The organism is Dyadobacter sp. HNCC25DJ185, assembly GCF_056895195.1.
On sequence record NZ_JBXHAR010000008.1, the window covers coordinates 366,887 to 384,041 of the forward strand.

A 17,155-nucleotide genomic window follows, 5' to 3' on the forward strand; every position below is an offset into this window, starting at 1 on the left:
GGCGAAAACAGGCTAAAAAAAGGAGGCTGATATCGAAAACTTAAATGGTAATGATTATTTTAGCAGAATAATCGATTATGATTTAATCATTTCAAAAATGTCTGAAACATCACATAGCGAGTCTGCCGGATTGTCAAGCGCGGTTTACATCGCAGCATTCCTGATCCTGTTTATTATTTTGGCCGTATTCGGGGATTTGTTCACACTTATCCTGGGAACGATTGGCCTTGTAGTGACCTTCGCAGCGTTTTATAAAGACGGTGGCCATAGCGGCGATCATCACTAAGTTTTTGCACAGCCGCAGGTGAAGTGGCAACGATATGATTTACCGAACGGCCAGCTCTGGAACAGCGTGAATGACTTTCCAATCGAGCTGGCCGTTCTCTTTATGCATTGTCCAGGTCTCTTCAAAAATTACTGAATCCTCGATATCACGATATTCGGCAGTAAGCACTTCATCGTTAATGATCAGACGGACAAAGCCATTATAGCCCAAAGGATGGTTTTTTAAAACATTCCGTATACGCCGATCGTAGTAACCGATTTTTTCAAGCTCCCATGGATCCGGCAGTTGAATTTCAACAGGCAGCCCGCCGTGCCCGATACATCGGCCAAATGCGACCGGCCCTTTTTTGTTCTTAACCTTATTATAGATCACAAGCCTGTGATCGTGCCCCCAGAACCAGACCACCGGCCTGCTGGCATCGCCCATTAACTCCTGGATTTGTTCCCCTGGCCTGACAAATTCCTCTCGGAAGGCCGACAGATACGGATGATGACTCAAAAACACCAGCCCGCGTTTGTCGTCCGGATCGCCCAGCTTTACCACATCCCTCAACCAGGCCACCTGCTCATCCCTGAGATGGCAATCGGGCGGAGAAAGTATCTCAAAAAATGGCTTCCCAACCGACGTATAACCCGTATCTAATCCAATGATCCGCCAGTAGCTATTTTCGAGGCAGAAAAAACCTGCTTGCTGGGTTTTCTTCACTTTCCCATCCAGCACATACATCGCAGGAAGCAGGTGCTGGAAAAATGCGGCCCCATTGGAATACATTTCGTGGTTACCCGAAAGCGCCAGGCTCCCGGAAGCGCCATAGTACCAGGAGGCATGTGGAGCCGTAAAGTTCGCTTCGACCTCCTGCGGAGTTCCAACAAAGTAGATATCTCCCAAATGGATCGTGTAATCAGGGGAATATTTCGATACCAGGTTAGCCACCGCATCCGACTCGGCGGTGTCGCTTGCCCAGTCCGACAGCAACGCAATACTGAGCTCAGTTCTGGAGGGGATCGAAGATTGCATTGGGTATACGCCATTATCACCGTTCCGGGGATAGGCCTGATATGGATGCTTGGCGCCAAACCGGCTTCTCAGATAATGTCGGGCAAAGCCAAGAAGATTGGTTTTAAAAAACTCGGAAATGACGTTAGTGACCGAAGAGGTCTGCTTTACTCTTTTTTCATAAAGCTCCAATTGCGTCTTGGCATGATTTTCTGCTTCGCTATGTCCCAGATTTAAATATTTCTCTGCCCTTTCCTTGGAATTCTCCGCCATAAAATTATCAACTGCCGATGAAAATGTAGTTTTTGGTAAATAAAACAATATCCATTCCAAGCACAATCATTCGTATAATTAATATTTGTTTAACGAGATTGATAATGGATTTCATTAGAATTACCTTTCTGTAAAATTTTCCAACCACCAAAAACAAAATCGAATGAAAAAAATTACAATGATCTGCCTGATGCTCTTTGCAGTTCAGTCGGCATTCGCACAAACACAACTTGCCAAGCTCACCGCAGATTGGGAAAGAGCCAAAGTATTTACAAAAGAATACCTGGACGCCATGCCGGATGACGGTTATTCCTTTAAGCCTACTCCCGAAATCCGCACATTTGCGCAGCAAATGGGCCATTTGGCCGATGCTAACTACGGTTTCATTTCGGCGGCAACGGGGAAAGCAAAAACGATGGAAGGATCAGTAGAGAAAATGGCTGATCAGTCAAAAGCAGCGATCTCCAAAGCCACAATGGACAGCTACGATTTCGTTATCAATGCATTGAAAGGCATGACTGAGGCGGATCTGGGCAAGGATGTGAAAGTCTTCGGCATGGATATGAAAATGAGCACTGCATTTGAAAAAGCCTTTGAACATCAGACTCATCATCGTGGTCAATCAACCGTTTACATCAGGCTGAAAGGAGCCACGCCTCCCAAGGAAAAACTTTTTTGATAAGGAAGGGACCTCAAATGGTCCCTTTTTTATTCCCTAATTTTGTAATGCATCAGTACGATTGTCGAGTATGGAGAAATTTGATATTGCAAACCAAAAACCATTATTCCGGACACCCACAATTTTCGCCGGATTTCCGGGATTAATCGCAGCGGAAAGCACACGGCACGGAGGCGTGAGTTCAAGCCCTTATGACTCGCTCAATCTGGGCGGTGCGACGAATGATGTGCCTGAGAACGTGCTCGAAAACAACAGACGTTTTTTTCAGTCACTCAAAGTTCCGTTAGATCAGGTCGCAAAATCCCATCAGGTGCATGGCGAAGAAATCCTCGTCGTGACGGCACCGGGGAGATTTGAAGGGTATGACGCATTGGTGACCAACTTTCCGAAAATTCAACTGGCCGTTACCGTAGCCGATTGTACACCGATATTGATATATGATCTCGGACAAGGCGCTATGGCAGCGATACATGCCGGCTGGCGCGGGACAGCAAACCGGATAGTCCACAAAACGGTCAGAAAAATGGAGGATACGTATGGAACCCGGGCCAGTGATTGCATAGCCTACATAGGAACCTGCATCGACGAATGTTCTTTTGAAGTGGATGAAGACGTAGCGAGGCATTTTAACGCCGGCTGTAAAAGATGGGACGAAGCAAAGTCCAAATTTTTTATCGACCTGAAAAAGGCGAACCGGGAACAACTTCTCGAAGCAGGCCTTCTGCAAGACCGTATTGAAGTTTCCGCATTCTCAACAGTGATCAATAACGAGGATTATTTTTCGTACAGGCACGAGAAAGGACTGACAGGAAGGATGCTTGCGACAATTGGCAGAGACTTCTAAAGCAAAATAGTTCAACTTCTTGCGAAGCTGAACTTTATTATTCGTTAGTTGGTCGATCAGGCCTCTTCGGAGGCAATTACTTCACTGGCAGGTTTTGTCGAAGACACCGATTTGGATGAAGCTGCTTTGGCAGTTGATTTCGCCATTGCTGGTTTGGCCGTTACAGGTTTAGCAGGAGGTGCCGCGGGTGCTTTTGATGAAGCCGCAGCAACCAGTGCAGCTATTTTTTCTGTCTTTGTAGCCTTATCTTTTTTGGATTCCTTTTTATCCTTTGATTTGGCTTTCAGCTTTTTCTCCGCATGTTTTTGTTCCTTCTCCTTCTTTTTAAGCGTCTCTTTCTCAAATTTGGCTACCTTCTTTGCCAGTTTCTCAGCAGCTTTTTCAATGGACTTCTTTATTTTTTTTGAACCTGCCGAAATTGCATCGATCTTTCCGGTGAGGGTTTCCGCAATTTCAGTCGATAATTTTTTTGTTGTGGATTTCATAGTCTTTTATTGAGAGTACATAAACAAATACCAAGGCTCTGGCAATTTGCCTGAACGTATCCAGGTTACGATTCACCACCTAAGCACTAACCTGCAAGTACCATTTATTAAATCATAAAGACCAAATTTTTTGTGTTATATTTTTGTTAAATTTTTCTTGACAAAGTCCCATAAAACGATTCCGGCAGATACCGATACATTGAAAGAATGCTTCGTTCCAAACTGCGGAATCTCAAGACAACCATCCGCCAGACCGATCACGGCATCCTGCACTCCCTCCACTTCATTGCCAAATATAAATGCATGAGGCACACTTGGTTCAGGTTCAAAGTTCTGCAGAAAGACGCTATCCTCGGCCTGTTCCACGCACCAAATCTGGTAGCCGTCAGCTTTCAATGCCCGAACTGCGTTGATAATGTCAGGATTACCTTCCCAGTCTACCGATAACTCGGCACCTAGTGCACTTCTGGTAATTTCCCGGTGGGGTGGTTGCGGGGTGTATCCGCATAAAATGATTTTCTTTGCCCTGAATGCATCGGCTGTCCGGAAAAATGAACCGACGTTATTGAGGCTTCGGATGTTATCCAATACAATTACAAATGGAAATTTCTCCGATTCCTTAAACTCTTCGACCGTCAGCCGGTTCATTTCCTCAATGCCTAATTTCCGCATGAATTTCCCTTTAATATAAAAAGGCTCCTACACATTGCGCAGGAGCCTTTTTGATGATTTCTAAACTCTTACTTGATCTTCGTGATCAGCTCAACAATATTTTTAACACCTAATTTTTCAAAAATCCGCGCTTTATAAGTACTGACGGTTGACAATTGCAAATTCAGTTTTTCAGCGATTTTAGCAGTCCCGAGACCCTCTTTCAGGAGGTTCATCACATCCGTTTCCCGAGGGGACAAACTCACGATCGGATCCGGAAGATATTCTTTCGGGTTGATCAGTCTGTTAATATTCATCTGCTGCATGTCCTCGCTCATGTATTTCTTATTGTTCAAAACGCTCATTACTGCAGTTTTGAACTCTTCTTCCGGCGCATCCTTGGATAAATATCCATCAGCTCCGGCCTGCAGATACATCAATCCATAAAGCTGTTCATCATAACTTGAAAACATTAGAATCCTGATACCTGGTGATTTCAGACGTATAGTCTCAACCATTTTGGTATTATTTCCCCCCGGGATATTGATATCCAGGATCAAAAGATCATAAGCCTTCGTTTCAAGTTCCTGAAGTATTTTATCAAAATCGTCTACGTCCGAAATTGTGGAATCGGGTATCAATGACTTGAGGAGGTGTTTGGTACCGATCCTAACCACTGCATGGTCTTCGGCAATAAGTATGTGTTTCATGTATGGGTTGGGGGCCAATTTAAAATTAAAAATTCTGGTTTAAGCTAAATGAAAGCAATTTTTGAGTGATACTCATTGCCTGTACTTCTGAAAATCTGACTACCAACCAGCTAATCCATTGCGTCCGTCTCAAATTCTCTGATTAATTAACAAAAATAGTAATCAGCATTGTATTAAACATAAAAAATATCAAATTAGTATATCATTAATTTGCCAAATCGAGTATCCTGGCAGCATTTTACGAGGGCTTTTAAAACTGACCGGACATCAATTACCATTTTAGACACACTGCTTTGTACAGCTGGCACCACAAAGGGTTTAACGTCGTTATGTCCACGCTGAGCAACTTGGGATCTCCGGAAAATAGTGCCTCAGATTGCCTCTACGGGAGGCCTGATCACCTCGGCACGCAAACGGAGAAGACAATATATGTTTTTATTCTTTCACGAGGAGACTCATTTAAAGAAATAGCAAAATTTCATTGTGCCGAAGGTGACGACCACTTCTGGTATTCACCCCCGAAAGCTCCGTTTGGCGGTATCTTGCTAGAAAAGGATTGTAAAGGAAGTGAACTTGAGTTTTTTCTGAATTGCATTAATGCATGGTTCCATACCATAGGCCCCACAAAACTAATCGTGAAAGCAGCTCCTGTGTGCTATAATGCAGATTGGCACGCATTGATCCATCGATGCTATGTTGATACTGGATTCAAGCCAATTCGTACTATTACCAATCACCATATTTCCATCAAGCCTCAGGAATTCAGGGATATCATCCATTATTCGGAACAAAGAAAACTAAAAAGATCGACTTGCGCCGGTTTCGAGACATACCATGATACAATCATTTCGCCGGAAGCTGTTGCCGCTTTCCTATACCGACGCCAGCAAGAGAACGGATATCAGCTTTCATTATCTCCCGCGCATCTGATGGCTCTGTTAAACCAGTTTCCTGATGATTTTTTCGTATTTACAGCATATGACCAGGGCCGTTTAATCGCATTGGCGGTAACGGTAAAGGTAACCGGCAAAATTCTCTACTATTTCCTTTCCGCGTTCGAACCCCGGTACCGAACATTCAGTCCGATGGTACTGTTGATGGAAACGATTTATAAATTTTGCCAGCAAAAGGGTTTTTCACTGCTCGATCTGGGCGCATCGCTTGATCACGAAGGTAAGGACAAACCTTCGCTTTCCGGGTTCAAGGAAAAGATTGGCGGCACTGCCAGCTACAAGGTAATTTACGAACGATCTTTTTAACCTCAGATTCCCAAACAGTTACCATCTCGATAGAAAACGCTCGTGCAGGTTTCAATGCCAACAATGGGTGCCATACCAATAAAGTCCAGCCTGCGAAAGCCTTTTGCCTGAAGCAAATCCTTTGCCCTTTGGTACCACTCCCTTTCGGAATTATCCAAAATGAGGACGCCATCATGAGCCAGGAAATCAACTGCATAAGTCGCACATTTAACCCTGTTCCGGCCGTCAACAACAATAATGCTATACAATTGGCCGGTTGTCTGGACCGATTTAATGTAAGATTCTCCCAAAGGCCGCTCCAAAACAGTGGCATTGGCGGGCAACTTAGGGCTTATCAGCTTAATCCATTCGCCATCATGCTCAACAGCGGTAATGTGTTTGACCCGGTCCGCATACCAGCAAGTGGAATTGCCGGAACCGTATTCAAAAACGATGAATTCAGGTTGGAGGCGAGGTTTAAGAAACAGGATAAAAGGATAAGTGTACCAGGGGAGCGGATCACCATTTGCATCTACCGACTGTTTGGAATGAAAGCTTCTAAACCAGCCATACTTTTTCAAAGCACCGTCCAGGGATAGCTGGACGCTTCCGCCCAGGCCGGTTAAATTCAGCAAACCCCAAACACCATTTTTTATCTTTTTCAGCATTTCAAAAATCCCCTTATGCCCTATTTGTCACAAACGTACGAATTAATGTACTTTTCTCTTAAGATTGCGACGATCCGTTCGGCGGTACTGCCGTCCCAATATTCAGGTATCCGGCTACTTTTCGGGGTTCCCCCAAGAATCCTGCCGGCCAGTTCCAAAACAGAAACCGCATTAAACTCTCGCAGAAGATAATTAGTGCCGATTTCCACAGTGACGGGCCGTTCCGTACTCTCTCTTAAAGTGATACATGGAACGCCCAGGTAAGTGGTTTCTTCCTGAATACCTCCTGAATCGGTGATCGTAAATGCAGCGTTTTTCATCAGCTGCAAGAATTCCATGTAACCTTGCGGCTGGATGATTACTAACCTCTTCACCGACTGAAATTGCGGCATTAAACCATTCGTTTCGATGCTAATCCTGGTTCGTGGGTGCATAGGCAAAATGATGGTTTTTAATCGCGATAATGCTTTTATAACTTCCAAAATATTAACCAAACCAGCTCTGCTATCTACATTAACGGGCCTATGCATGGTCATCAACACATAGGAATTCTTGGCAATTTGAAGCTGTCGCAATATCCCCGAACTTTCAACTTCGGGAAGCGAATGAATCAGGGAGTCAATCATCAGGTTCCCTACCCAATGGATTTTGTCTGAGTGGATATTCTCTTTTAGTAAATGATCTATCGCTGACTGCTCAGTTACAAACAACAGGTCAGAAATCGAATCGGTAACCATGCGATTGATCTCCTCCGGCATGCTTCGGTCCCCACTTCTCAATCCCGCTTCGATATGTGCGACAGGAATAAGTTCTTTGGCACAAACCAATGCACAGGCCAAAGTTGAGGTAACATCTCCTACCACAATCACGAGGTCCGGCTTTTCGCACCGTATCACTTTCTCAAATTCAAGCATAATCCTGGCAGTCTGCGTAGTGTGTGAGCCAGGTCCTACGCCCAGAAAGTGATCAGGCCGGGGCAGTCCGAGTTGCTGGAAGAAGATATCCGACATTTCGAAATCAAAATGCTGGCCGGTATGGACGATTTGCGCAACAATGTCGTGGCATTTCAAAAGTGCGCGTTGCAACGGCGCCACCTTAATAAAATTTGGCCTGGCACCTACAATGGTCAATACTTTCAAAGAGAAGGGATTTTATTTGTTTTGACAAATCTAGCAAAATCCGGGGTGCCAAGTAATAGTCCGATCTAGTAGGGTATCTAAACCTTTTTGTCTTATTTCGCCCTTTCTAATCAAGAATAACCTCCATGGGGATCATTGTTCGTCAGGGATTTAAAAGTTCTATTGTTTCTTACGTCGGGGTCGTCATAGGGATCTTCAATATTCTGATCCTGTACAATCAATTTATGACCCAGGAACAACTGGGGCTCTATGCTTCTACGTTGCTAACCTTTCCGGTCATCTATATGTCCTTCGCCCTTTTGGGTGTTCCGTCAGTAGCAGTCCGTTTCCACAGCAGGTTTCAGGATTATGATTCCAGAAGGCAGCTTTTCACTTTCATCATCGTCACCCCGCTGATCGGCCTGTCTGCCTTCGTGGCGCTCTATCTGCTATTTAAACCACTCTACTTAAAATTTTACCTAGACCATTCCCCTATGCTGGTCAGGTACTATTATGTCTTTATTCCTTTGACTGTCGGCATGGTTTACCTGCTGGCTCTGGAGTCCTATTCAAGGATTAACCTGCGCATTGCGGTTCCTTCGCTGATCCGGGAAGTCGGTTTACGTCTCGCCAACAGCCTGCTGGTAATTCTTTTTGGATTAAAAATCATTTCTTTTGATACCATGGTCAACCTCACCGTTGTCAGTTACGGTGTGGCTATTCTGGCCATGCTAGTGTATTTATACTTTCAAAAGCGGCTGTATACCTCTCTGGATTTTGGGTTTATCAGGCACCCGGCCTTCAAGGAAATGTACCGGTACGGCCTTTGGGTTTTACTGGGCGGGGCAAGTGCGGCCCTGCTGCCTCATATCGAAAAAGTCCTGCTGCCCGCATTCAAAGGAGGCTTGGGAAGCACCGCTATTTTCGACATCGCTTCGCGCATTGCATTGGTCATATCCATCCCTAGAAACAGCATAGTGATGATCAGTGCCCCCATTATTTCCGAAGCTTACGCCAAAAACGACATTGCGCACATTGACACGATCTACAAAAAATCCTCCCTTAACCTGTTCATCATAGGCACCTTTCTTTTCCTTGGTATCTGGTGTAACATTGACGCCATTTTCGGAATTATCCCTAAATCCGATATTTATTCACAAGGCAAATGGGTCGTGCTGATGGTTGGGGTTTCGCGGATTGCGGATATGATGACCGGACTGAATTCCGAGATCCTGACCAATTCGAAATTCTACCGGTACGACATCGTGTTTATGCTCTTTTTCACGGTCCTGATTTTAGTGGCTAGCCAGTTTCTGATCCCTCTTTACGGCTTCAACGGAGCTGCGGGGGCTGCACTTTTCGCAACGGTTACCTACAATTTTGTGAAGCTATTTTTTATCAAAAGCAGACTAGGCATCCAGCCATTTACTGTCGGAACACTCAAGGTGGCAGCCCTGGCGCTGATTGCCTACTCCGTGACCTACTTCATTCCCAAACCGGCATCAGGCGATCTGACACTGACAATACTCGATATGCTGATGCGGTCCATCATTGTGACGGTCATTTTTGGTGGCGGCATATTGCTATGGAAAATCTCGGAAGATATTTCGGCAGGGTTCAGTTCAGGTTGGTATTATTTCAAAACCACTATTTTGAGAATGAAGCATTAGCAGGGATATCCCGTTATAAGGACTCCCAAACGCGTCTTTTGTCATTTTAACTTTTGCTATCTTTGGCCAAATAGCCACCATTTCGAAGTCAGCAAAAAATTCGGATTATCCATGTCATTAAAGCAAAAAATAATTGCAGGACTACTGAAACAACCCTACAGCTTGTTTCAACTGACTACTTATGATCGCAGTAAGCCCGTTAATATGGTCGTCGGGTCCATGTATTCTGTTTATAAGGGCTGGATCCATTCGGATATTGAAACATTGAACCTTCTGAAAAAAACCGATTGGGAAAAGTATTTTGACGAGAACTCCATTGATAAGATACTTGCCGAGCATGTATGGGAACACCTGACTCCCGAAGAAGGGAAACGGGCATTCAGAAATTGCTATACGTATCTCAAGCCAGGCGGCCGGCTGCGGGTTGCGGTTCCCGACGGATACAATCCATTTGAAGAATATATCGACTACGTGAAGCCAGGCGGGACCGGCAACGGAGCCGACGACCACAAAATCCTTTATAACTACCAGATGATGTCCGGCTTCCTGCAGGACATTGGTTTTACAGTAACCCCACTGGAATATTATGACGAAAACGGTGTATTCCATAAACTTCCCTGGAAACCCGAAGACGGAATGATACGCCGATCGGCCGACCACGACGCCCGCAACAAGGACGGAAAACTGGTTTACACCTCGCTGATCATTGACGCATTCAAAAGTTAAGATGAATCCGTCCGGTTCACTCGCACCCATCGTATTGTTCTGCTACAACCGTCCCTGGCATTTGAAGCAGACCGTTGAAGCACTGCAATCCAACGCATTGGCTGCACAAAGCGAGATTTTTATATATTCTGATGGGCCGAAGAATGATACAGACAAAGCGCTGGTCAGCGAGGTAAGGAAATATTTGGCTTCGGTCAAAGGCTTCAAGAAGCTAACAATCCACTCTGCTGATGAAAACCAGGGTCTGGCGAAGTCGGTGATCCATGGAGTAACCGAGATTGTGCGCGTTTATCAGAAGATAATCGTTCTCGAAGACGATATGCTATGTACGCCGGACTTCCTTGACTTTATGAACGAGGCTCTGAAGGTTTATGAATTCCGTCCTGATATTTTCTCCGTTTCGGGTTACACGCCACCTTTGCGTATCCCGGAAAATTACAAAAACGATCTCTATCTAGCGCCCAGGGCCAGTTCCTGGGGTTGGGGAACCTGGGCCGATAAATGGGCGAAAGCGGATTGGGAGATCAAAGATTTCCTGCAAAAAAACCAAAATCCAGAGATCAAACGCCAGCTACGCAAAGGCGGCAGCGACCTGTGGCCCATGCTGCAAAAGCAGCAAAAGGGAATAATTGATTCGTGGGCGATACGATGGACTTTTACGCAGTTCAATCACCACGCTTACGGGCTTTATCCTGTTCGTTCCAAAATCAAAAATATAGGAACAGACGGAACAGGCACTAACTTTACATTTAAATCGGGGCAATACGGAAAGGAACTGGCAATAGGGAAAGTGGCCATGGACGCTGATCTCAAACCCGACCAGCAAATCATCGAAATATTTAGAAGTTATTACAATTTACCCATTCAGGTAAAGCTCAAAAACTGGGTGAAATATCGGATCTGATTGAATAGAAATACTATGTACTGGCTTCGCTACCTGCTCAAAGAACCCTTCCATTCCCTTAGCAATGCTGCAAACAGGGAATTTATGGGTTTGCTATTCAAGTATGGTGACAGCCCGAGGCATCGACTAAAAAAGGTCCGGTTTGGCCCATTCAAACTGCAGGTCCCGGATGTGATGTCATTTTTGTGGCAGCACAAGGAAATCTTTGCCGACGAATTTTACTTTTTCAAGTCCCCCACCACATCGCCGGTCATTTTTGATTGCGGGGCCAACGTAGGCATGAGTGTACTTTATTTCAAAAAGCTTTATCCCCATGCCCGGATCACGGCGTTCGAAGCGGAACAAAGTATCGCGTCCCTCCTGAAAGCCAATTTGAAAGAAAACGCAATAACAGGCGTTCAAATCGTCGATAAGGCAGTTTGGACTGACGATAACGGGATCTGGTTTGGGAGTGAGGCTGCCGATTCGTCTTCCATTTATTCCGCATCAGAGAAAAAGAAAATTCCTTCGGTCAGATTGAAGGATTACTTGCTGAAAGAAACACACATTGATTTCCTTAAAATTGATATTGAAGGCGCCGAACATGAAGTACTGAACGACTGCAAATTCGTTTTGGGACATGTGCAAAACCTTTTCGTCGAATTCCATTCCTATCTCGACCATCCGCAGGAACTGGCCAATGTGATCCGCATTTTCGAAGAGAGTGGCTTCCGCTATTTCATCGATACCAACCAGCACCGTCTCAAACCATTCGTTAACCATCGTTATCGGGGAAATGATGTGATGGATCTGCAGCTAAACATCTTTGGCTGGCGGGAATAAACTTCACAATCTGGAATCCACCATATCTTTCGGAAGTATGGATTTCAGGTCAAAGATCACGGAGTTATCGTTTGTAAAACCCTTGAAGTCGAGTGTCTGAAAAACATCGTGCGCAACCGTAATGAGCACTGCCTCATATTTGCCCGTGGGCCGCGCCACCATTGAAATCTTGTGTTCCTTAGCCACTTGCTCGTGCTGCGCCCAGGGGTCGTAAACTTCGACATTCATACCAAAATCTTTCAGCTCCCGGTACACATCGGTAACCCTTGTATTTCGGATATCCGGGCAATTTTCTTTGAACGTGATCCCCAGGATCAGCACCCTGCTGCCCTCAATTTTGTGTCCTTTTCTGATCAGTAATTTGACAAGCTTGTTGGCTACAAAAATCCCCATCGTATCATTAACCCTCCTGCCTGAGAGGATGACTTGCGGGTGATATCCTAGCGATTCGGCTTTATAAGCGAGGTAATAGGGATCGACCCCAATGCAATGACCACCTACAAGCCCAGGTTTGTATTTCAAAAAATTCCACTTCGTTCCGGCAGCTTCCAGTACCTCTGTCGTATCAATGTCCATTCTGTCGAATATCAAAGCAAGCTCATTGACAAAGGAAATATTGATGTCGCGCTGGGCATTTTCTATCGCTTTGGAAGCTTCCGCCACCTTAATACTTGGGGCAAGATATGTTCCAGCCTCTACAACGGAAGCATACAAACTGTCGATTACCAGGGCGGTCTCCAATGTCGACCCAGAAGTAACTTTTTTGATTTTTGTGAATGTGTTGAGCTTATCTCCCGGGTTGATCCTTTCAGGAGAATAGCCGCAAAAAAAATCAACATTGAATTTCAACCCGCTCTCTTTAACCAGCACCGGTACGCAATCATCCTCGGTGCAACCCGGGTATACCGTGGATTCGTAAATGACAATGTCGCCCTTTTTCAATATCCGCCCGATCATGCTGCTGGCCGTCAAAAGCGGGACAAGGTTAGGTTTTTTGTAATTGTCAACCGGAGTTGGAACGGTTACAATGTAAATGTTACACGAAACCAGGTCCCTCGCATCGTCAGAAAACCGCAGGTTAGCTACATCTTCAAGAACCTCACTCGATACTTCTCTTGTGGAATCAAAATTTCTTCTAAGCTCTGCAATCCGCTGGAGATTAATATCAAAGCCTAAAACATCGTATTTCTGACTAAATGCAACGGCCAGTGGCAGGCCTACATAGCCAAGACCAATCACTGCAATTTTCTTTTCGGATTCCGGTAGCATTGGGATCTACATATTTTACAAGACCTAAAACTATGCATATTTAAGCCTACCAAAAAATTACGCGAACGCTCGTTACCAATCACTGAATCCTCCGTACTGGAATAAACGGCTGGTAAACTTTAATCCTTTTAAGATGGAATTAGCATTAATTCAAAACAAGGTCTTTACGCTGCGGGGGTATAAAATAATACTCGATTTCGATCTGGCGGAAATGTACGATGTTGAAACAAAAGCCTTAAAACAGGCTGTCAGGCGAAATCTGGATAGGTTTCCAGATGATTTCATGTTCGAGTTAACGCCGAAAGAAGCCGAAATCTTGAGGTCACAAAATGTGACCTCAAGATGGGGAGGTTCGCGATACATGCCATTCGCTTTTACGGAACAAGGGGTGGCCATGCTGTCGAGCGTATTGAAAAGCAAGAAAGCGCTTGACGTGAACATTGCGATCATGCGTGCTTTCGTGATGATACGTCAGCATTACCTCGATTCGGCAGAATTGGTAGCCAGGGTAGAAAAGCTTGAAACGGATATGCAACTCAAATTCGACGACATCCATCAGGCATTAACCTACCTCTTGCATCCCCCGCAACCAGACCGGGATCCTATTGGCTTTTAAGAGGAAATTGAGCGACGCCTACCCGGCATAGGGGTTCGGCGGAAAAATATGTACCTGAAAACCTTCCTTTTTCATCTCCTCGATGACAGTGCCGGAAGGCATTTTTTTGAAGATAACCGCACATAAAACTTGCGCAGGCATCAATGAAAAACGTGTCAGAAAATTATGGAAAGCGAGCTTCCTGCTAATTTTCCGAAATGCTTCCGAAGAATTGTCTGCCTTTTCTCTGCTATAAGAGGGATGATAATAGTTGTTGTTAATCCCCTTGAATGCCACTGCAGGCAGCCCCATACCATTGGCGAGCTTGTCCATTTCCCGCTCAGAGAGCTTAAAAACATAATTGCCCACCTCTTCGAAAGAATATCTGTTTTTCCAGTATTTCTGTAAAAGGGACGTGTCCCAACGGTCAAAAATATTCCTTAAAGCCAGCAAAAAAGGCATTTTCGAGATGGGATCGTGTGGCTCTACCAGAATGACTGCTTCTTTTGCCACGCGAAGCATTTCATACACGCCCAGGTAAGGTCGTGGAAAATGGTGATAAGCTTCCTTGCAAAAAACGTAGTCAAAACTGTTGTCCGCAAAGCTCAGTTTTTCAACATTTTCGACCGAGTATTTTTCCAGGAAACCGCGTGACTTGGAAAGAGGAAGAAAGGTGCCGGAAATGTCAGTAGCTGTTACATCCAGGCCCTTTCTGAAAAAATAATTGGCATCGAACCCATAGCCATCGCCTACCGTAAGCCATGATTTTTGTTGGCTCACGAAAGGCTTTGTAAGATCCAGCTGGCGCTGATGAATCCAATTATTAATGGTCTTATGTTCCTGATCATACTCCCATAACTCAATCGCGTGGTCCTTCGCCTCTTTGGTTGCGTATTGCACTTCATACCATTCAGAATGTGCCTCGTGGCTCCGCTTTTCGTTAGACATCGTTCCTGGGTTGCTTATTTTTCGGATAAAGATAGTTTGAACGAATAAAAATTATTTAACCGCATAACTATTAATTTTACCCGGATAACCCGGTATCACCTTCGAAATACAGACATCAACAGGCAATTACATGGTACTTCATTTAAGTACATTTCATTTGGAAGGGGGCGCGGGCGTTGCGGCGACCAGGCTGCACCGGGCATTGTTGAAGGCTGGCATTGAGTCGCATATGCTGGTACCCGTAACTCAGGATAACGAAAAAAATGTAGCTGCCCTGGCGACCACAAAATGGGGTATCAGAAAAGCATGGGGCCGGTTTGTTGCAGAACGGTTATACTTCCTGCCGCAGGAAAAAGACAAGACAGTCAGGTTTGCTTTTTCGCCCGCCCAGGTTGGTGCGGATATCAGCATGCATCCGCTTGTTCAAAAAGCACAGGTTATTCATTTGCATTGGATCAATTTTGGCTTTTTGTCCCTATCCTCATTGCAGAAATTATTTTTGCTGGGAAAACCAATAGTCTGGACCCTCCATGATATGTGGACCATTACCGGTGGTTGCCATTACAGTCGCGGCTGCGATCGTTACCTTTCCCACTGTGCCTACTGCCCTTTTTTGGCTAGCCCTGATCGGTATGATATTTCATTTTCACAATTTGAGATCAAAAAGCAGCTATATGCCCTTCCCAGGCTCGCACTTATATCTCCCAGCCTATGGCTCGACAAAATTGTAAAGACTGCAGGCCTTGCGCATCAGCTAAACTCGCAGTGTATCCCTAACTGTATTGACACGTCCCTTTTCAAGCCTTTGAATCAAGCCGAAATCAGGGTTCGGCTCGGCTTACCCGCGGACAAAAAGCTAATCCTCTTCGCAGGCGCAAATACCCAGGATCCGCGGAAAGGCTTCATTTATTTCAGAGAAGCTATGAGGCTGCTACGAGATTCCGCCAGTGCGGAAGTGCTGATCATCGGGAAAGCGAATCCACAGGCATTTAAAAATTTTCCCGTACCTGTTCATTATCTAGGAAAAATTACGACGGCAGAAGAAATGGTAAACGCCTACAATGCTGCCGATATGATCCTGGTCCCATCTTTGGAGGATAATCTGCCCAATACCATCATGGAAGCAATGGCTTGCGGCATACCGGCGGCAGGCTTTGCAACCGGCGGCATTCCCGAAATGATTGATCATCAAATAAACGGATTTGTGGCAAAGACAAATTCCTCTGAATCCCTGGCAGAAGGTGTCAGGTGGATTTTAACAAATAACAATCACAAGTCCCTTTCTGCAAATGCAAGGGAAAAGGTGTTACGTTGTTACTCGGAAGATGTGATTACAAACCAATACGCCAAACTTTACCAGTCGTTGCTAAATGGATAGCCGCCCGCTTGTCACAATTATAACGGTTACCTATAATGCAGAACGCTTTCTGGAGCGGACCTTGCGGAGTGTCAGAATTGCAGTATGCAAACTACCCGATCCATCAGAAATAGAATATTTAATTGTTGACGGTAAATCCAGCGACGGCACACTTCGCCTGGCTGAGGGATATAAGAACATCATTACAAAAGTATTCTCAGAGAAGGATACCGGGCTTTATGATGCAATGAATAAAGGGATCAGGCTGTCCACCGGGAAATATGTGTGGTTTTTGAATGCCGGGGATGAACTGTACGACGAGAATGTGCTGCTTAACCTCCTGCCCGAATTGAAAAAAGGATCGGATGTCTACTACAGCGACGCCATGCTTGTTCGGGACGACGGTAGCGAAGTGGGACTGAGAAGCGCCTCAACGCCCCATCGGCTTCCTCATCATTTGAAATGGCAGGACTTCGCATTGGGCATGAAAGTCTGCCATCAGGCCTTTTTAGTGAAGCGGGAAATTGCCCCTGTCTATGACACAGGGAATCTGAGCGCCGATATCGATTGGGAGATAGTCAGTCTTAAATCCGCCAGTCAGGTGAGGTTTCTTTCTTTTATTCTATGTAAATATTTGATGGGCGGCTTATCAGTCCAAAACCATCGCAAATCCCTACTTGACCGCTTTTCGGTTCTCAGGAAACATTTTGGTCTTCCGGCTACAATTCTGAATCATTTTCGGATCGTTCTCCGGAGTGTTGTGTTCAGGCTTCGAAAAGGCCGATATTGGTAGAAAAATCCAATTTACAGTTTATTTTATTTCCTCCTATAGCCCTCAAAAAAGACGGCATTCTACGAAGCTATATCAGGAAAATTAATAATTTTCTGAAAATAGTATCAAAATTCTATCACAGGC

The 17,155-nt window shown here is 45.0% G+C and carries 19 protein-coding genes; 11 read left to right on the forward strand and 8 right to left on the reverse strand.

Annotation, left to right across the window (positions count from 1 at the left end):
* Positions 1 to 97 precede the first annotated feature (97 nt).
* Complete coding sequence (locus AC1XUF_RS23600) at positions 98 to 286, forward strand: hypothetical protein (protein WP_483344313.1); 189 nt, start codon at positions 98 to 100, stop codon at positions 284 to 286.
* A 39-nt stretch (positions 287 to 325) separates the two neighbouring features.
* Here the strand turns inward: AC1XUF_RS23600 and AC1XUF_RS23605 are convergent, their stop codons facing one another.
* On the reverse strand, positions 326 to 1,555 hold the full coding sequence (locus AC1XUF_RS23605) for a metallophosphoesterase family protein (protein ID WP_483344314.1): 1,230 nt from the start codon (positions 1,553 to 1,555) through the stop codon (positions 326 to 328).
* 163 nt (positions 1,556 to 1,718) lie between these two features.
* Between AC1XUF_RS23605 and AC1XUF_RS23610 the strand changes: the two genes are divergently transcribed.
* Entirely contained in the window at positions 1,719 to 2,234 is a 516-nt protein-coding gene (locus AC1XUF_RS23610) for a DinB family protein (RefSeq protein WP_483344315.1), read from the forward strand.
* 70 nt (positions 2,235 to 2,304) lie between these two features.
* The gene (gene pgeF / locus AC1XUF_RS23615; RefSeq protein WP_483344316.1) at positions 2,305 to 3,078 is read left to right on the forward strand and encodes a peptidoglycan editing factor PgeF; all 774 of its coding nucleotides are present in this window, start codon (positions 2,305 to 2,307) and stop codon (positions 3,076 to 3,078) included.
* 56 nt (positions 3,079 to 3,134) lie between these two features.
* Here the strand turns inward: pgeF and AC1XUF_RS23620 are convergent, their stop codons facing one another.
* The 3 genes from AC1XUF_RS23620 to AC1XUF_RS23630 all read right to left on the reverse strand — a co-directional run bounded on the left by AC1XUF_RS23620 (position 3,135) and on the right by AC1XUF_RS23630 (position 4,924).
* On the reverse strand, positions 3,135 to 3,563 hold the full coding sequence (locus AC1XUF_RS23620; protein WP_483344317.1) for a histone H1/H5 family protein, HCT subfamily: 429 nt from the start codon (positions 3,561 to 3,563) through the stop codon (positions 3,135 to 3,137).
* Between the two features lie 135 nt (positions 3,564 to 3,698).
* Positions 3,699 to 4,235 carry an RNA methyltransferase gene (locus tag AC1XUF_RS23625; protein WP_483344318.1) on the reverse strand — a complete coding sequence of 179 codons (537 nt, stop codon included), beginning with the start codon at positions 4,233 to 4,235 and terminating at the stop codon, positions 3,699 to 3,701.
* Between the two features lie 68 nt (positions 4,236 to 4,303).
* The gene (locus AC1XUF_RS23630) at positions 4,304 to 4,924 is read right to left on the reverse strand and encodes a response regulator transcription factor (protein ID WP_483344319.1); all 621 of its coding nucleotides are present in this window, start codon (positions 4,922 to 4,924) and stop codon (positions 4,304 to 4,306) included.
* Between the two features lie 635 nt (positions 4,925 to 5,559).
* Between AC1XUF_RS23630 and AC1XUF_RS23635 the strand changes: the two genes are divergently transcribed.
* Positions 5,560 to 6,183: a GNAT family N-acetyltransferase gene (locus AC1XUF_RS23635; RefSeq protein ID WP_483344320.1), complete on the forward strand. Its 624-nt coding sequence runs from the start codon at positions 5,560 to 5,562 to the stop codon at positions 6,181 to 6,183.
* 2 nt (positions 6,184 to 6,185) lie between these two features.
* On the opposite strand, the gene AC1XUF_RS23640 is transcribed toward AC1XUF_RS23635, so the two are convergent.
* Both AC1XUF_RS23640 and wecB read right to left on the reverse strand, forming a co-directional pair.
* On the reverse strand, positions 6,186 to 6,830 hold the full coding sequence (locus AC1XUF_RS23640; protein ID WP_483344321.1) for an FkbM family methyltransferase: 645 nt from the start codon (positions 6,828 to 6,830) through the stop codon (positions 6,186 to 6,188).
* Between the two features lie 20 nt (positions 6,831 to 6,850).
* Entirely contained in the window at positions 6,851 to 7,969 is a 1,119-nt protein-coding gene (wecB, locus tag AC1XUF_RS23645) for a non-hydrolyzing UDP-N-acetylglucosamine 2-epimerase (protein ID WP_483344322.1), read from the reverse strand.
* A gap of 125 nt (positions 7,970 to 8,094) precedes the next feature.
* Between wecB and AC1XUF_RS23650 the strand changes: the two genes are divergently transcribed.
* From AC1XUF_RS23650 to AC1XUF_RS23665, 4 genes are all read left to right on the forward strand, one after another.
* Entirely contained in the window at positions 8,095 to 9,618 is a 1,524-nt protein-coding gene (locus AC1XUF_RS23650) for a lipopolysaccharide biosynthesis protein (protein WP_483344323.1), read from the forward strand.
* 111 nt (positions 9,619 to 9,729) lie between these two features.
* Positions 9,730 to 10,344, forward strand: a complete 615-nt coding sequence (locus tag AC1XUF_RS23655) for a class I SAM-dependent methyltransferase (protein WP_483344324.1) — start codon at positions 9,730 to 9,732, stop codon at positions 10,342 to 10,344.
* A gap of 1 nt (position 10,345) precedes the next feature.
* Entirely contained in the window at positions 10,346 to 11,248 is a 903-nt protein-coding gene (locus tag AC1XUF_RS23660; protein ID WP_483344325.1) for a glycosyltransferase, read from the forward strand.
* Positions 11,249 to 11,263: 15 nt separating this feature from the next.
* Positions 11,264 to 12,070, forward strand: coding sequence for an FkbM family methyltransferase (locus AC1XUF_RS23665; protein WP_483344399.1), 807 nt, complete (start codon positions 11,264 to 11,266; stop codon positions 12,068 to 12,070).
* 3 nt (positions 12,071 to 12,073) lie between these two features.
* Here AC1XUF_RS23665 and AC1XUF_RS23670 read toward each other — a convergent pair whose 3' ends face one another.
* Positions 12,074 to 13,339, reverse strand: a complete 1,266-nt coding sequence (locus AC1XUF_RS23670) for a nucleotide sugar dehydrogenase (RefSeq protein ID WP_483344326.1) — start codon at positions 13,337 to 13,339, stop codon at positions 12,074 to 12,076.
* A gap of 133 nt (positions 13,340 to 13,472) precedes the next feature.
* Here AC1XUF_RS23670 and AC1XUF_RS23675 point away from each other — a divergent pair, with 133 nt between their 5' ends.
* Positions 13,473 to 13,955: an ORF6N domain-containing protein gene (locus AC1XUF_RS23675; protein ID WP_483344327.1), complete on the forward strand. Its 483-nt coding sequence runs from the start codon at positions 13,473 to 13,475 to the stop codon at positions 13,953 to 13,955.
* A gap of 18 nt (positions 13,956 to 13,973) precedes the next feature.
* Here the strand turns inward: AC1XUF_RS23675 and AC1XUF_RS23680 are convergent, their stop codons facing one another.
* Positions 13,974 to 14,882 (reverse strand): class I SAM-dependent methyltransferase, encoded by a 909-nt coding sequence (locus tag AC1XUF_RS23680; protein ID WP_483344328.1) that lies wholly within the window; start codon positions 14,880 to 14,882, stop codon positions 13,974 to 13,976.
* A 130-nt stretch (positions 14,883 to 15,012) separates the two neighbouring features.
* Here AC1XUF_RS23680 and AC1XUF_RS23685 point away from each other — a divergent pair, with 130 nt between their 5' ends.
* Together AC1XUF_RS23685 and AC1XUF_RS23690 are read left to right on the forward strand one after the other, a co-directional pair.
* A complete protein-coding gene (locus tag AC1XUF_RS23685; protein ID WP_483344329.1) occupies positions 15,013 to 16,260 on the forward strand; it encodes a glycosyltransferase family 4 protein in 1,248 nt (415 codons plus the stop codon).
* Positions 16,253 to 17,032: a glycosyltransferase family 2 protein gene (locus AC1XUF_RS23690; protein WP_483344330.1), complete on the forward strand. Its 780-nt coding sequence runs from the start codon at positions 16,253 to 16,255 to the stop codon at positions 17,030 to 17,032. The genes AC1XUF_RS23685 and AC1XUF_RS23690 overlap by 8 nt, the downstream gene beginning before the upstream one ends.
* Positions 17,033 to 17,155: the final 123 nt, after the last annotated feature.

What these genes read in the sequence shown, in the direction of transcription:
- AC1XUF_RS23685 (WP_483344329.1), top strand. Translation starts at nt 15,013, where the DNA reads ATGGTACTTCATTTAAGTACATTTCATTTGGAAGGGGGCGCGGGCGTT.
- AC1XUF_RS23600 (WP_483344313.1), top strand. Translation starts at nt 98, where the DNA reads ATGTCTGAAACATCACATAGCGAGTCTGCCGGATTGTCAAGCGCGGTT.
- AC1XUF_RS23650 (WP_483344323.1), top strand. Translation starts at nt 8,095, where the DNA reads ATGGGGATCATTGTTCGTCAGGGATTTAAAAGTTCTATTGTTTCTTAC.
- pgeF (WP_483344316.1), top strand. Translation starts at nt 2,305, where the DNA reads ATGGAGAAATTTGATATTGCAAACCAAAAACCATTATTCCGGACACCC.
- AC1XUF_RS23640 (WP_483344321.1), bottom strand. Translation starts at nt 6,830, where the DNA reads ATGCTGAAAAAGATAAAAAATGGTGTTTGGGGTTTGCTGAATTTAACC.
- AC1XUF_RS23660 (WP_483344325.1), top strand. Translation starts at nt 10,346, where the DNA reads ATGAATCCGTCCGGTTCACTCGCACCCATCGTATTGTTCTGCTACAAC.
- AC1XUF_RS23605 (WP_483344314.1), bottom strand. Translation starts at nt 1,555, where the DNA reads ATGGCGGAGAATTCCAAGGAAAGGGCAGAGAAATATTTAAATCTGGGA.
- AC1XUF_RS23690 (WP_483344330.1), top strand. Translation starts at nt 16,253, where the DNA reads ATGGATAGCCGCCCGCTTGTCACAATTATAACGGTTACCTATAATGCA.
- AC1XUF_RS23610 (WP_483344315.1), top strand. Translation starts at nt 1,719, where the DNA reads ATGAAAAAAATTACAATGATCTGCCTGATGCTCTTTGCAGTTCAGTCG.
- AC1XUF_RS23680 (WP_483344328.1), bottom strand. Translation starts at nt 14,882, where the DNA reads ATGTCTAACGAAAAGCGGAGCCACGAGGCACATTCTGAATGGTATGAA.
- AC1XUF_RS23630 (WP_483344319.1), bottom strand. Translation starts at nt 4,924, where the DNA reads ATGAAACACATACTTATTGCCGAAGACCATGCAGTGGTTAGGATCGGT.
- AC1XUF_RS23655 (WP_483344324.1), top strand. Translation starts at nt 9,730, where the DNA reads ATGTCATTAAAGCAAAAAATAATTGCAGGACTACTGAAACAACCCTAC.
- AC1XUF_RS23665 (WP_483344399.1), top strand. Translation starts at nt 11,264, where the DNA reads ATGTACTGGCTTCGCTACCTGCTCAAAGAACCCTTCCATTCCCTTAGC.
- AC1XUF_RS23625 (WP_483344318.1), bottom strand. Translation starts at nt 4,235, where the DNA reads ATGCGGAAATTAGGCATTGAGGAAATGAACCGGCTGACGGTCGAAGAG.
- AC1XUF_RS23620 (WP_483344317.1), bottom strand. Translation starts at nt 3,563, where the DNA reads ATGAAATCCACAACAAAAAAATTATCGACTGAAATTGCGGAAACCCTC.
- AC1XUF_RS23675 (WP_483344327.1), top strand. Translation starts at nt 13,473, where the DNA reads ATGGAATTAGCATTAATTCAAAACAAGGTCTTTACGCTGCGGGGGTAT.
- AC1XUF_RS23670 (WP_483344326.1), bottom strand. Translation starts at nt 13,339, where the DNA reads ATGCTACCGGAATCCGAAAAGAAAATTGCAGTGATTGGTCTTGGCTAT.